The following is a 14,803-nucleotide window of genomic DNA, read 5'->3' on the forward strand; positions in this document are numbered from 1 at the left end:
CCGGACCGCCCGGACCGGCCGCACGCATGGTCGATGGCGTACGACGCGAGACCCGGCTGGACGCGATCGGACGGGAACGCAGGAGGCGGCACACCTCGCGGACGAAGCGGCCGCCTCCTGAAGGTGGAGCGAACCCAGGGTCAACCGGAGCGAACTCAGACCGACTTGGTGGGAGTCTCCTCCTCGTCCCCGTTCTCGCTCGGGCCGATACGGATCTCGAAGTCGCCGTCGTACTGCTCGTGGCCCGCGATCACGGCCTTCTCGACGGCCTCCGTGCCGTGCTCGCCCCGGACGATCAGCGGGTCGTGGCGCAGGTCCCGCATCAGGGCGACACACATCCCGATCATCACCAGGGTGAAGGGCGCCGCCACGAGAATGGTGAGATTTCGCAGACCGGTCAGAGCGTCGTCGGAACCGTCACCGATCAACAGCATGATCGCGGCGACGGCTCCCGTCACCATGCCCCAGAAGATGACGACGAGCTTGCCCGGTTCGAGCGCGCCCTTCTGCGAGAGCGTGCCCATCACGATCGACGCGGCGTCGGCACCCGACACGAAGAAGATGCCCACGAGGATCATCACGAGCAGGCTCGTGACCGTGGCGATCGGGTACTCGTGCAGCAGGCCGAACAGCTGGGCCTCGGGCGTGGACTCGCCCTCGAGGCCGCCCCGCTCCTTGACCGTCATGGCGGAGCCGCCGAAGACGGCGAACCAGATCAGGCTGACCGTGCTGGGCACCAGGATGACGCCGCCGACGAACTGGCGGATGGTACGTCCCCGGCTGATCCTGGCGATGAACATGCCCACGAAGGGCGTCCACGAGATCCACCAGGCCCAGTAGAAGACGGTCCAGCCGCTGAGCCAGTCCGCGACACCCTTGCCGCTGGAGGCCTCGGTGCGGCCCATCAGCTGCGGGAGGTCGTCGAGGTAGGCGCCGAGGGATGTCGGCAGCATGTCCAGCATGATGACCGTGGGGCCCGCGATGAAGACGAACAGCACGAGGATCCCGGCGAGGACCATGTTGATGTTGGACAGCCACTGGACGCCCTTCTCCACACCGGAGACGGCGGACGCCACGAAGGCCAGGCTCAGCACGGCGATGATGACGACGAGCAGACCCGTGCCCGCGTCGTCCATCCAGTCGAGCACCTCGACGCCGCTGCCGATCTGCAACGCGCCGAGACCGAGCGAGGCCGCCGAGCCGAACAGCGTCGCGAAGATGGCCAGGATGTCGATGACGCGGCCCCAGCCGCCGTTGGCGCGCTTCTCGCCCATGAGCGGCGTGAACACGGCACTGATCGTCTGGCGCCGGTTGCGCCGGAAGGTGCTGTAGGCGATCGCCAGTCCCACCACCGCGTAGATCGCCCACGGGTGGAGCGTCCAGTGGAAGAGGGTGGTGGCCATGGCGGTTTCCATCGCCGCAGCAGCGTCCGCGGGGTCGGTGCCCGGCGGTGGCGTCGTGAAGTGGGCGAGCGGCTCGCTCACCCCGTAGAACATCAGGCCGATGCCCATACCGGCGCTGAACATCATCGCCACCCAGGACACCGTGCGGAACTCCGGTGCTTCACCCTCCTTGCCCAGGGTGATCTTCCCGTACCGGCTGATGGCCAGCCAGAGCGCGAAGACCACGAAGCCGCTGGCGGTCAGCATGAAGAACCAGCCGCCGTTGTGCATCAGGCCGTTGAGCATGTCCGTGGAGATGTCCTGAAGGGAATCCGTCGCCACGGCGCCCCAGACCACGAAGGCCAGGGTGAGCACGGCTGTCACACCGAACACGATCCGGTCCGTCTGTGGAGTCCGGGCGCCGGGGGCGGGAGTCATGATCGCTCCCCCTCCCCCGTCGTCCGATTTCTGCTCGTCTTGCGTCACAAGTGCACCTTTCACGGATGTCGACGACGTGCAATATCTGTACTCCGCTACCCCCTACCACATGTGACGCACCTCTCACCTACTCAACAGCCAGTGTCGGGCCGACCTGTGACGAGGTGATAGGGAGCGCGCTCGTCGAGGAGCAACGGTACGAGAGATCGCGCGGACTGCCGCATCGGCACATAGGCGCCCCCGCCGTCCCGCTTCACCTTGACGCCGTGCAGGGCGAGTTCGTCCTTTATGTCGCCGTACTGGGCTGCGTTGAGACGGTAGCCACAGGGCGGGTCCTGGATCACTTCGGACGGCTCGGCCGGGTCGTTGTCGGCTCCGCCGACATAGACAGGACCGCGGTCACGGAACCCTTCGAGGCGGGCCGCGCCCGTGGCCGCCTCCAACTGGCCGCGCCGCTCGTCGGCGTAGGCGAACAGGCCGCCGAGCGCCGAGAGTTGGGATGTCACGCGGCGCCGGTTGTTCAGTGCCTCGTCCTTCTTCTCGGCTTCCGTGAGCGGGTCGACCCGGCTCTCGATGAGCAGGCCCGCCGCGTGCTTGATGCCGGAGAGGTTGCGCAGAATGCGCTCCTGGCCGTCGCCGGCCGTCTGCTTGACGGGTTCACCGGTCACGGGATCCGTCCAGATTCCGTACGTCCCCGTCGTGTGGCCCGCCTTGTTGGCGGCGGGCCTGACGTACGCCTTGGACAGGGTCTGCGCCTCCTTGTGCACCGCCTCGTCGGTGTTGAGGTTGCGCGGCCACAGGTCGAACAGGTCTTTGTCGTAGTACTTCGGGGTTGCTCCGTACTCGTGCAGGTCGTAGATGGAGTCAGGCTGTTTGTCACGGATGACGGCGGCCATGGCGCGGGCCTCCGCGGTCTGCAGGGAGATGTGGTCGCGGTTGATGTCGACGCCGTCGGAGTTGCCGCGGGTGTTCGCGGCGCGGCCGTCCGGGTTGGCGGTGGGGACGACCAGGAGCGTGGTGCGCGAGAGGAACTTGTGGGTCTTCTTGTCCTTCGCGTAGGCCAGGTCGCGGATCGTCGACAGACAAGCGTCGCGGCCCGACGGCTCGTCACCGTGCTGGCTGCAGATCAGCAACACCGTGTTCTTCGTGGGGCGTGCACCGATGCGGACCAGCTGGACGGGCCGGTCCTGCTTGGTGGTGCCGATGCGGGACACCGAGACCCGGTCGCTCGCCCTGTCGACGGCGGCGAGGAACCTCTGCTCCGCCGGCTGACTGGTCCAGCGTGCGCCGTTGCTCTCCTCGAATCCGGTGCGGGGCGGGGACGGCGTCGCCTGCGCCGGCGCGGTCAGGAGCGGTGCGGCGAGCGCGGCGGTGGCGCAGGCGAGCGCCACCGTGCGGATACGGGGCGTGAGGCCGGTGCGGGCTCTCATGAAGTGCTGCCTCCAGGGACGGGGCGGAACGGACGCGGCGGGGCCACGCCGTCGAGACGGGACTCGTGGGGGGTGACGGTCTTGGCGGTACGGAACGCGTCGGCGCCGCCGACGAGCGGCACCTTCGCCGACGTACGGGACAGGTCGATGGCGAGCGTCGGGGTGTCGGCGGGGGGATCGATGAGGTCCTTGTCGGTGCCCGCGACGATCAGCGCGAGGCGGTGCCCCTTCGGTACGACGTGGTCGCTCGCAGCCAGGTCGAGGGTGATGGTGTGCTTCTTGCCCGGCGTGAGGGGACGGCCCTTGTGGTCGTCGGCCCAGTTGCCGAGGTCGGCCCAGCCGCGGCTGAAGACCGTGTAGTCGACGTCGGCGGCCTTCGCCTTCGTCTCCTTGAAGCAGGAGCTGTCACCGCCGGTGCTCGGGCCCCAGCAGGTGCGTTCCGGGAGCGTGGTGATGCCCTCGCCTGCGCTCGCGTAGTCGCGGATGGTGTCGGGGCCCAGGTCGACGAGGACCGCGGAGAGGTGGGCGGTGCGGGTCGTCGGGGTGGCGGTGACGGTCACTTCGGAGGAACCGGACAGACGCAGGTCGCGGCGCAGCGGCTTGCTGATGAATCCGGCCTTCGACGGCGTCGAGGTGTCGATCTGCGCGGCCCAGTCGGTCTCGCTCAGCTTCGGGTCGTCGGTGAAGGTCTCGCTGCCGGTGCCGCGGCGAGTACCGAGGGTTCCGACGCCGGGTGAAGTCCCCTTGTTGGGGCGGAGCTTGACCGTGTCCGTGGCGCGCGGGGGCCAGACCCGGTCAGTGGTCCACCGGTCGGGCGCGCGCTCGATGTCGGCCATCGGTTCGCGGTCGATGCCGTTGTCGTAGCCGAGGAGTTCGTGGTCGAACCAGCGGTGCAGGGTGCGCACCCACTCTGCGCGGCGGAAGTCGAAGGGGTCGACGTGCCCGGTCTGGCTGAGCCACACCTTGCGGTCGACGCCCGCGTCGGCCAGCGCGTCCCACCACTGGCCGAAGTGCTTCATCCGGACGTTCAGGTCCTGCATGCCGTGCACGGCGAAGACGCTGGCCCTCACCTTGTCCGCGTCCGGGACGTGGTCGCGCTCGCTCCACAGCCGGGTCCAGTCCCCGGTGCGGGGCGCCTCGTCGATCAGCCGCTGCTGTACGGCGCCGCAGCGGGCCCGCGCCTCGGGGCTCTGCACGTAGTCCGAGAGCCACTCGGGGCCGCTGTCGTAGAGCGGGGCGCCCTGGGCGAAGTAGTAGTCGTACCAGGAGGAGATCGCGCCGATCGGCACGATGGTCTTGAGACCTCGCACTCCAGTGGCGGCCACGCCCTGCGCGACGGTGCCGTCGTAGCTCTTGCCGATCATGCCGGTGGCGCCGTTCGTCCAGGACGCCTTGGTGCTCTTGCCCCCGGTGCGGGTGGTGTAGCCGCGGGCCCTGCCGTTCAGCCAGTCGACGACGGCCTTGGCGGACTGGATGTCGGAGCGGCCCCCGACGTCCACGCAGCCGTCGGAGCGGTTCGTTCCGGCAAGGTCGACGGCGACGAATCCATAGCCGCGCGGGACGAAGTAGTTGTCGTAGTAGAGCGGGAACTGGACGGGGTCGCCGTCCGCGTCGTACGTCTTCTTCTGGCTCTCGTTGCCGCGCCCGCAGCAGGAGTAGTACGGGCTGGCATCCATGATCACGGGAATCCTCCGGCCCTGCGCGGCCGGTTCGCGGGGCCGGACGATGTCGACGGCGACGCGGTCGGACTTCCCGTCACCGTCCCCGTCGATCCTCGTGTCGACCCAGACGGATTCACGGATCGCGCTCTCGTACGAGTAGACGGGCTTGCTCTCGCGCGGGGCGCTCGGCGCCCCTTGTGCGGCACCCGGGGCCACGAGCGTGGCCAACAGGGCGGCGATGGCCGCCGTCAGCAGTGCTCTCCAGATCAAGCGTGTGCGTCGCGCACGTATCGGCATGGCGCGGAAGGTACACCGGTCAACTCCCGCGCGACAGAGGGCGGTACGCACCGATGACAGGCTCATGGGGCGTTTTGGCACATGTCGGCCGAATGGCGATCGTGTGACAGCAGCGACCATGGACATGACGCGTGGCCACGGGGCTCAATAAGGTCGGACGCATCTACTGAAGTGCCCCTACGACTTGTACGACTTGGAGCTCTTGTGCACCGCAGACTCATCGCACCGGGCGCGCTCGCGGCCTCTCTCCTGCTGGCGATCCCGGCATCGGCCGCTGACTTCACGCCCGGGGCCCCGGGTATCGGCGACCCCTACTACCCGGCAAGCGGCAACGGCGGCTACGACGTCTCGCACTACGACCTGCGGCTGAAGTACCAGCCGAAGACCGACCTGCTCGAAGGCACGGCGACCATCAACGCCACCACGACGCAGGACCTCTCCCGCTTCAACCTCGATCTCGGCCTGAAGGTCAGCGAGGTGCGCGTCAACGGCAAGAAGGCGGCCTTCAAGAAGTCCGGCGAGCAGGAGCTGGAGATCACTCCGGCGGCAGGACTGCCCAAGGGCACGCCGATCACCGTCGTCGTCCGTTACGCGGGCAAACCGTCCGAGGTGAAGATCAACGGCTTTACGGCGTGGGCGCGTACGCCGGACGGCGGCGTCGCGGCGCAGGAACCGGAGTCGGCCGCCTGGTGGTACCCCTCCAACGACCACCCGCTCGACAAGGCGACGTACGACGTCTCGGTCTCCGTGCCGGACGGCTCGCAGGCCATCTCCAACGGCGTGCTGCAGTCGCAGAGTTCGAAGCTCGGCTGGACGCGCTTCAACTGGCGCTCGAACAAGCCGCAGGCCAGCTATCTGACGACGCTCGCCGTCGGCAAGTTCGACATCACCACGGACAAGACCGCGGACGGCCTGCCCGTCCTGAACGCCTACAGCAAGGACCTCGGCGACAACGCGGGGGCCGCGCGGGCGAGCATCGAGCGGTCGGTCGAGGTCACGGAGTGGCTGGAGACGGTCTTCGGCAAGTACCCCTTCAACGCGCTCGGCGGGTACGTCCCGAACGTGACGAGCGGATTCGCCCTGGAGACGCAGACGCGGCCGTTCTACAGCCCGAAGCAGTTCGCGAACGGGTCCAACGTGTCCGTCGTGGTGCACGAACTGGCCCACCAGTGGTACGGCGACAGCGTGTCCGTCGACGGCTGGAAGGACATCTGGATCAACGAGGGCTTCGCGCGGTACAGCCAGTGGCTTTGGTCGGAGAAGGAGGGTGAGGGGACGGCGCAGGAACTGGCGGACTACGTGTACGCCCAACACCCCGCCGACGACCCGTTCTGGAAGGTCAAGCCGGGTGATCCGGGTCCGGAGAACCAGTTCGACATCGCCGTGTACGACCGCGGGGCGCTGGCCCTGCAGGCGCTGCGGAACGAGATCGGCGAGAAGTCCTTCTCGGCGATTCTGAAGGGGTGGCCGAAGGAGCACGCGTACGGGAACGCGAAGGTGAGTGACTTCGTGAAGTACGCGGAGAAGGTCTCCGGTCAGCCGCTGGCCTCGCTGTTCGACGCGTGGCTCTTCCAGCCGTCGCGACCGGATGCTCCCGCTGCGCGGGGGGCGGGGATTGCTCGGTCCTCGGGGGTTCCGGCTGCCGCGCCGAAGTCGTGGAAGTCGATCGCCGCGACGAATGGTGTGCACGGGCACTGATACTGAGCCGCCGCTTCGCGGCGGATGTCTCCCACCCACCCACCCGATCACCCGGCGGCAAGCTGCTGGGTAGGGCGGGGGTGGGTGGGATTCCGCGCGTCGGATGGGGGTGGGCGGGGAGTCGGCGTGCCTGGTGGGACGGGTGGGTGGGGAGATCAGCCCGTCCGGCGTTTGAGGACGAGCATGGCGGAGCCGGTGAATCGGGAAGATCAGCCCTTCCGGCGTTTGAGGACGAGCACGGCGGAGCCGGTGAATCGGGGGGATCAGCCCGTCCGGCGTTTGAGGACGAGCACGGCGGAGCCGGTGAATCGGGAAGATCAGCCCCGGTTGAGGTGCGGCTTGGCGGGGGCGGTGGGATTGCTGCGTGCCCGGGCTCGGCGAGCCAGGGGCATGTACCGCAGGCGTTCCGGCAACCGCGGGACCACCGTGCGCACGACCCGGCCGAAGCGGCGCAGCCGCCGCTCCTGAGCGGCGGTCCACGGCAGGCCTATGGCCGCCCTCGCGTCCGGCGGCATCAGGCCGATCGTGATGAAGCGGCGGAAGCGCGCCAGGGGCGGCAGGAGCAGCGGCCACAGGGCGCGCAGGGACACTCGGAGCAGGTGGGGGCCGCGGTCCGGTGGTGGGACCGGGCGGTCCGTGGCGACGAGGTCGCGTACCACCTCGGTCTCCTCCAGCTCATCGGCGAGGACCTTCGCGTAGTACGGCCAGAACTCCTCCAGCGTCTGCGGCATGTCCCGGTCGTGGATGCCGAGGATCCGGCCGACCTGGAGCCACTCCGCGTACAGCTGCCGCTCCTGCACCTCGGTGAAGGGGCGGCCCAGGTACGTCTGGGCGTGGCGGTAGACGGGGAACCCGGTGGCGTGGACCCACGTGTAGTAGGCGGGCGTCAGCGCGTGGTAGTCACGGCCGTGCGCGTCCGTGCCCCGGATGTGCTTGTGCAGGTCGCGCAGCCTGCGCCCCTCATCGGCCGCGCTCTGACCGCCGTACACCCAGGTCTGCAGCGACCGCAGCGACCGCTCGCCGCGCCCCCAGGGGTCGGTGCGGAAGACGGAGTACGTGTCGACGCCGGCGCCCACCGCGGGGTGCGCGACCTGCATCGTGAGCGCGGCGGGCAGGGCGAGCAGGGCGCGTACGTCGCCCGCGATGTCCCACAGGATCCCGCCGGGCGGGGGCGGCTCGGGAGCCTGGCGGCGGTCTTGCATCACACGGCTCACAGGGTCGGCGGGCCCGTCGGTCGGTGCCCGGTTCGTGTGTGTTCCAGTATGCGACCGCCGAGGTCACGGTGACCCGCGGGGGGTGGCGGCACCAACGCCATCACGAACGCCATCACGCCCCGAACGAGCCGTGTGACCCGGCGCAGGGCCCCTCCTGGCACAGCGCCCAGGTCAACATCTGCGGGCCGCCGTGGTGTCGACGGTGTACGGCGGCATCAGTGAGGTCCGGCGGGACACCATCGGGAAAAGCCAGGGGCCGCCGTACTCCTGGGCCGCCGTACTCCTGGAGCTGTAGCCGGGCTGCGAGCGGCGGCTGCTTATCGCACCGTGGCGTATGCCTCCAGGACCAGGTCCGTTACCGCGGCCGGCTCGCGCAGGGTCGGGAAGTGGTCGCTGTCCCGCAGCCGTACGAGGCGGCAGCCCGGGATGCGTGCCGCCATCTCCTCGTTGCAGCGGACCACCTCGGGGTCGTCGTGCTCCCCCAGGGCGAGGACGCACGGCACGTCGAGCTCGCCGAGCCGGTCGAAGGCGGGCGGGTCGGGCACGTGGTGGCGGTGGACGGCGAACCAGGCCGGGATCACCGAGCGGATGAGCGTGTCCGCCGCGTGGTCGTCCTCGGCCCCCGCGGCGGCCGAGGTGCGCTTGACCAGGGCCACGATGCCGTCCATGTCGCCCGCCTCCGCGAGACGGCCCACCTCGGCGGTGAACTCCTCCATGGCGAAGTCGGGGTTGCCGGTGATCCCGGGGACCAGCAGGGCGAGCCCCGCCACCCTGGCGGGGTCACTCAGCGCGAGACCGATGGCCGTGGCGCCGCCCATGCTCGATCCCGCGAGGAACGCCCGTGCGACGTCGAAGTGGTCCAGGACCGCGATCAGGTCCTCGACGAGCGAGAACGACGCCGTGGGGTCGGGAGACCTGCCGTACCCCCGCGCGTCGTAGCGGATGACCCGGCGCCCCTCTGCCAGGCGCGGCAGGACCCCGTCCCAGACACGGGAGTCCGCGACGCCCGGGTGCAGCAGGACCAGCGGCAGTCCCTCGCCGCCGGAGTCCTGCGCCCATACTTCGCCGTCCTTGACCGGCACCATGAGTTCCATGGTGGGAGCGTGCCGTGGGGGCGGCCCGCACACCAGACGGAACTCGGCCTGTCTGCGGCGGGGCGCCTGCCGTCTAGCGGCCCGAAGCCGTTGCCGTCGGGAGCGGCTCTCCCACGATCCTGCTCGCGAGGGTCGACGCCAGCTCGGGGACCTGAGCCCGCAGCTCCCCTTCCGTCGACACACGTTCCGCCCTGATTGCGGCCTGGCCCGCGGTGAGCATCTCGTCGCGTTCGCGTACGCCGTCCTCACGGGCGGCGGCGATCAGGACGGCGCCCTCCTCCCGGGCCCGCTGCCGCACCTGCGCGGCCTCGTGACGGGCCTCGGCCAGCGTCGCCTCGCGCTCGGTGCGTATCCGCTCGGCCTCGCGGCGCAGCTCGGCCGCCGGTCCGCCGGTTACCCCATCGAGGATCGCGGCGCGCTCTTCGAGTACGCGGTTGACGCGCAGGATCATGCGCCTGACGAAGAAGTAGAGGGAGCCGAACAGCACGGCTCCGACAGCGAGATTCTCGACGTCCGGGTTGATCGGCCCCAGCGGCATGGGAATGAGGTGCATGCCGCTGATCCACCCGCTCATGCGTGCACAACAACGCACGCCTGTACGGAAGTTGAGTGCCCCTCGCCACTCGCCCGCTGCCCGGACGTGGACTCAGCCCCCGAAGTCGTACACCGTCACCGCGATGCCCCGCTCCACCAGGCGCCGGGTTATCAGCGGCTCGACGCGGGACCACTTGCCGCCCGCGAGCCCGCAGCCGATGCGCGGCATGTGCACGGAGGCGTCCAGTTCGGCCGCCTTGTCGGCGAGCGCGCCCAGGGCGGTGTCGATCGCCTCGTACCGCACGGGGACGCCCTTGCTGCCGGTGCGCATACCGTGCTGGCCGATCATGTTGGCCACCCATACGTAGGGGCTGACCTCGACGAACTGGACGGCGCCCAGGCCGAAGTCGTTCTTGGCGCGCTCGCGGTGCCACCGGCGGTATGCCGACTCCGGCTCGGGCCAGCGGCGCGAGAGCGCGACGACGAAGCCCTTGCCCCAGCCCCCGAGGTCGTTGCAGACGTGGGCGATCAGCTTGACGCCCTTGCCCAACGGCGCGGTGGCGTCACCTCGGACATATGTGATCTCCGACATGACGCCACCGTAGGCGCTGCCACTGACAGTCGCCCTTGACCTGCTGGTTCGTGCGGCTACTTGGTGAGGCTTGCCGCCTCGCGGTCCACCCTGCGGCGGATCCCGTACCAGCCGGCGACCAGCGCCGCCGCGATGATCGGGATGAGGTAGAGCGTCTTGCGGCCGATCTCCGGGTCCTTCCACATCAGGACGAGCACGGAGAGCAGGAAGACAATCGTGACGATCTCCGTGACCGGGCTCCAGGGGAGCCGGAAGCCGGGCCTGGTGATCAAGCCCTCCTTGGCGCGGCGGACGAACGCCAGGTGGCAGATCATGATGATCACCCACGTGCTGATGATGCCGAGGGACGCCACGTTCAGGACGATCTCGAAGGCCTGGCTCGGCATGAGGAAGTTCAGGCCGACGCCGAGCACGCACACCGCGGAGGTGAGCAGGATGCCGCCGTAGGGAACCTGGCTCTTGTTCATCCGCGCGGTGAACTTCGGCGCCGAACCCGCCATCGCCATCGAGCGCAGGATGCGGCCCGTGGAGTACAGGCCCGAGTTCAGCGACGACAGCGCCGCCGTGAGGACGACCAGGTTCATCACGTCACCGGCCGCGGGGACGCCGATCTTGGAGAGGACCGTCACGAACGGGCTCTGGTCGGCCGAGTACACCGACCCCGGCAGGAGCAGGGCGAGCAGGACGACCGAGCCGACGTAGAAGAGGCCCACGCGCCACATGATGGAGTTCACCGCGCGCGGGACGACCTTGTGCGGCTCGGCGGTCTCGCCCGCCGCGACACCGACCAGCTCAAGCGAGGCGTACGCGAAGACGACACCCTGCATGACGATCACGACCGGCATGATGCCGTTCGGCAGGAAGCCGCCGTTGTCGGTGATGACACTCAGGCCCGGCGTCTGCCCGCCCACGTCCTGCTGGGTGACCAGCAGGAAGATACCGATCAGCATGAAGGCGACCAGGGCCGCGACCTTGACGATCGCGAACCAGAACTCCATCTCGCCGAAGTACTTGACGGAGATCATGTTGATCACGAGCACGACGGCGAGGGCGATCAGCGCGAGCACCCACTGGGGAATGTCGGTGAAGAAGCTCCAGTAGTGCGTGTAGAGCGCGATGGCCGTGATGTCGGCGATGCCGGTGGTCGACCAGTTGACGAAGTACATCCAGCCGGCGACGTAGGCGCCCTTCTCACCGAGGAACTCACGCGCGTAGCTGACGAACGAACCCGACGAGGGCCGGTAGATGACCATCTCGCCGAGGGCGCGCACGACGAAGAAGGCGAAGATGCCGCACACGAGGTACGCGACGGCGAGCGCGGGGCCCGCGGAGTGCAGGCGGCCGCCCGCACCGAGAAAGAGTCCAGTTCCGATCGCGCCACCGATCGCGATCATGTTGACGTGACGGGCCTTGAGGTCCTTGCTGTAACCGGCGTCGCCCGCGTCCGCGGGGGCCTGGGACGCATCTGTGCGGGATGCGTCCGCAGCGGCCGTGTCTACGGCTTCCTTGCTCACGTGGGGGGTCTACTCTCTGGTGCCCGGAAAACTCCGGTGTCCGGATGTGCTCCGGTCCACGGCACCCCTGACGTGTACGTGGACCGACGCGACACCTTCCCCCAGAGATCGCCCCACATGCGGTGGCGCAGGTCACATAGCGGCACTTCTCACATGGTGGTCGGGGGGTGTACACACCATGATCACAAGGTGTACAGCCCGTTGATGGCCTCCGCGTACTTCTCCCTGATGACCCTGCGGCGCAGTTTCAGGGACGGCGTCAGCTCCCCGGTGTCGGGCCCCCACTCCTCCCCGAGGAGCCGGTAGCGCTTGACCTGCTCGGTGCGGTTGAGGCGCGCGTTGGCCTCGTCGACGGCCCGCGCGACCTCCTCCTGTACGGCCTCGCTCGCCATCAGGTCGCCCGTGATTCCCCGGGCGGCGGCCCACACGGGGGCCATCTCGGCGTCCAGGACGAGCAGCGCCACCAGGTAGGAGCGGCCGTCGCCGTGGACCAGGGCCTGGCCGATGAGGGGGTGCTCCTTGAGGGTGTTCTCGACGAGCGCGGGCGAGACGTTCTTGCCCGTCGAGGTCACGATCAGTTCCTTCTTGCGGTCGGTGAGCCAGAGGAATCCGTCCTCGTCCATCCGCCCGACGTCGCCGGTGGCGAACCAGCCGTCCGCGTCGCAGGCCGACTCGACGCCGCCGTCGGGCAGGAGGTAGCCGTCGAAGACCGTCGCGCCGCGCACCAGGATCTCGCCGTCGTCGGTGGTGCGGATCTCCAGGCCGTCCAGGGGCTTGCCCACCGAGCCGAGCCGGAAGTCGGCCGGAGTGTTGATGGTGACGACCCCGGTCGTCTCCGTGAGCCCCCACGCGTCCATGATCACGATGTCGAAGCCCGCCCAGAAGCGCACGACGTCCAGGGGCATCGACGCCGCCGCGCTCGCGGTCCACACCAGGCGGTCGAATCCCGCCAGGGAGAGCAGCGGATCGAGGATCTTCTCCTTGGCCTCGCGGTACGCCGTCTCCACGTCGGCCGGCGGGGTCTCGCCGCGCTCGACGTACTCCACGCGCGCGCGTGTCGTCTCGTTCGCCGCCTCGATCGACTCGCGCTGCTGCTCCGGCAGCCCGGCGAGCACGGCCTTCACGGACGCGGCCAGCTTCTCCCACACGCGCGGGACGCCGAAGAACTGCGCGGGACGCAGCTCGCGCGCGGTCGCGGCGACGGCGGTCGGATCCGCGCACAGGTGCACGTGTGAGGCGCGGAACACGGGCAGGTAGATGCCCAGCATGCGCTCGGCGACGTGCGCGAAGGGGAGGTAGCTGATGTGCTCCACGAAGTCGGGGAGCTCGACGACGGCGTCCAGGGCGACGCCGTTGAGGACGACGTTGCGGTGCGTGATGCGAACGCCCTTGGGGTCGCCGGTGGTGCCCGAGGTGTAGACGACGGTGAGCGGATCGTCGGCCCGGGACTCGCGCCAGCCCTTCTCGAAGGCGTCCGGGTCGAACAGCCGGCCTCCTGTGGCGTGCAGGGAGCCGTACGTGCGGTGGGGGCCCGCCTCTGCCGCGTCGACGACCACCAGGCGCTCGATCGGGGCCTCGGGGTCCGACAGGAGGGGCTCCCAGCGTTCCAGCTCACGGGCGCCCTCGACGATCGCGAAGCGGGCGCGGCTGTGCCGGGCGATGTGCGCGATCTGCTCGGGGGCCGACGTGCCGTACACGGTGATGGGGATCGCGCCGATGTGCACGAGGGCGAGATCGCTCAGCCAGTGTTCGGGGCGGTTGCCCATCATCATCAGGACGTGCTCGCCGCGCCGTACGCCGAGGGCCGTGTACCCGGCGGCGAGAACGGCGACCTTGCGGCGTGCTTCGCGCCAGGTCAGTGTCGTCCATTCCCCTTCGGGGGTGGCACGCCAGGAGAGCGCGGGACGGTCGCCGTGGTCCTCGGCGTTGCGGAGCAGCAGGGCGGGGAGGGTGATGGCGGTGGGTTCCCCGGGGAGTCGCAGGATCGTGGTCATGACCGCCTCCTGGCGTCATCGACGAAGCAAGTGACTGGCCCGGACGCTTTCACAACAGTGGTGAGACAGCAATACTGTTGCACCTGATCGGTGCATGACTGACGGTGCGCTGCTGTGGGTGCTCGACGGCTGGTGCACAACTGGCGGTGCTCAACTGTCGGTACTCACTGCCGGTGCTCAACTGGGGAGGCGAAGCGCTGCCATGACGATGACGACGACGTCGGGCACGGACGAGCCGACGCTCACGGTCGACGAACTGGCCGCGCGCGCGGGCGTCACCGTCCGCACGATCCGCTTCTACAGCACCAAGGGCCTGCTGCCGCCACCGGTGATCGGTCCGCGCCGGGTCGGGCACTACGGCCAGGAGCATCTGTCCCGGCTCGGGCTCATCGAGGAGTTGCAGCACCAGGGCATGACGCTGGCCGCGATCGAGCGGTATCTGGAACAGCTGCCGCCCGATCTGAGCGCCCACGACCTCGCCATCCACCGCGCGGTGGTGGCCTCCTGGGCCCCCGACTCGGCCGAGGACACCGACCACGCGGAGCTGGAGCGCAGGGCGGGCCGTTCGCTGACCGCGGCGGACCTGGACCGGCTCTCGGCGATGGGCGTCGTCGCGCCGACGGGGCCCCAGGGGTCGTATCGCGTCGACCCGGGGCTGCTGCGGCTCGGCGTGGAGCTGCTCGACGTGCCCATCGCGCACGAGACGATCCTGGCGGCGCGCACCGTCCTGATGGAGCACACCCGTTCGGCCGCCGTCGAGCTGTCCCGGCTCTTCCGCGACGAGGTGTGGGGGCCCTACCGGGACCGGGAGTCGGACCCGGAGCACGTGGCGGCGATGCGCTCCCTGTCGGCCCATATGCAGCCGATGGTGGTGCAGGCCCTGGTGACGGCTTTCCAGCGCTCCCTCAAGGAGGAGCTGCGGGAGTGGCTCGACGAGAGCTGAGCCACTCCCGCG

At 69.5% G+C, this 14,803-nt stretch carries 11 protein-coding genes; 2 read left to right on the plus strand and 9 right to left on the minus strand.

Going from position 1 to position 14,803, the window contains the following annotated elements:
• Positions 1 to 155 precede the first annotated feature (155 nt).
• From ACZ5WE_RS20480 to ACZ5WE_RS20490, 3 genes are all read right to left on the minus strand, one after another.
• Positions 156 to 1,868 (minus strand): BCCT family transporter, encoded by a 1,713-nt coding sequence (locus ACZ5WE_RS20480; protein WP_467690993.1) that lies wholly within the window; start codon positions 1,866 to 1,868, stop codon positions 156 to 158.
• 83 nt (positions 1,869 to 1,951) lie between these two features.
• Positions 1,952 to 3,250 (minus strand): M14 family metallopeptidase, encoded by a 1,299-nt coding sequence (locus tag ACZ5WE_RS20485; RefSeq protein ID WP_467690994.1) that lies wholly within the window; start codon positions 3,248 to 3,250, stop codon positions 1,952 to 1,954.
• Entirely contained in the window at positions 3,247 to 5,208 is a 1,962-nt protein-coding gene (locus tag ACZ5WE_RS20490) for a Xaa-Pro dipeptidyl-peptidase (protein WP_467690995.1), read from the minus strand. The genes ACZ5WE_RS20485 and ACZ5WE_RS20490 overlap by 4 nt, the downstream gene beginning before the upstream one ends.
• A 204-nt stretch (positions 5,209 to 5,412) precedes the next feature.
• Between ACZ5WE_RS20490 and ACZ5WE_RS20495 the strand changes: the two genes are divergently transcribed.
• Positions 5,413 to 6,906 (plus strand): M1 family metallopeptidase, encoded by a 1,494-nt coding sequence (locus tag ACZ5WE_RS20495; RefSeq protein ID WP_467690996.1) that lies wholly within the window; start codon positions 5,413 to 5,415, stop codon positions 6,904 to 6,906.
• Between the two features lie 317 nt (positions 6,907 to 7,223).
• On the opposite strand, the gene ACZ5WE_RS20500 is transcribed toward ACZ5WE_RS20495, so the two are convergent.
• The 6 genes from ACZ5WE_RS20500 to ACZ5WE_RS20525 form a co-directional block, all read right to left on the minus strand.
• On the minus strand, positions 7,224 to 8,108 hold the full coding sequence (locus ACZ5WE_RS20500) for an oxygenase MpaB family protein (RefSeq protein ID WP_467691362.1): 885 nt from the start codon (positions 8,106 to 8,108) through the stop codon (positions 7,224 to 7,226).
• Positions 8,109 to 8,437: 329 nt separating this feature from the next.
• On the minus strand, positions 8,438 to 9,214 hold the full coding sequence (locus ACZ5WE_RS20505) for an alpha/beta fold hydrolase (protein ID WP_467690998.1): 777 nt from the start codon (positions 9,212 to 9,214) through the stop codon (positions 8,438 to 8,440).
• A gap of 73 nt (positions 9,215 to 9,287) precedes the next feature.
• Positions 9,288 to 9,767 (minus strand): F0F1 ATP synthase subunit B family protein, encoded by a 480-nt coding sequence (locus ACZ5WE_RS20510; protein WP_467690999.1) that lies wholly within the window; start codon positions 9,765 to 9,767, stop codon positions 9,288 to 9,290.
• Between the two features lie 93 nt (positions 9,768 to 9,860).
• Positions 9,861 to 10,340, minus strand: a complete 480-nt coding sequence (locus ACZ5WE_RS20515; RefSeq protein ID WP_467691000.1) for a macro domain-containing protein — start codon at positions 10,338 to 10,340, stop codon at positions 9,861 to 9,863.
• 56 nt (positions 10,341 to 10,396) lie between these two features.
• Positions 10,397 to 11,854 (minus strand): amino acid permease, encoded by a 1,458-nt coding sequence (locus ACZ5WE_RS20520; RefSeq protein ID WP_399391356.1) that lies wholly within the window; start codon positions 11,852 to 11,854, stop codon positions 10,397 to 10,399.
• Positions 11,855 to 12,036: 182 nt separating this feature from the next.
• Positions 12,037 to 13,848: an AMP-dependent synthetase/ligase gene (locus tag ACZ5WE_RS20525; protein WP_467691001.1), complete on the minus strand. Its 1,812-nt coding sequence runs from the start codon at positions 13,846 to 13,848 to the stop codon at positions 12,037 to 12,039.
• Positions 13,849 to 14,056: 208 nt separating this feature from the next.
• Between ACZ5WE_RS20525 and ACZ5WE_RS20530 the strand changes: the two genes are divergently transcribed.
• Entirely contained in the window at positions 14,057 to 14,791 is a 735-nt protein-coding gene (locus ACZ5WE_RS20530; RefSeq protein WP_467691364.1) for a MerR family transcriptional regulator, read from the plus strand.
• Positions 14,792 to 14,803: the final 12 nt, after the last annotated feature.

Source organism: Streptomyces sp. NPDC033180 (assembly GCF_055577645.1).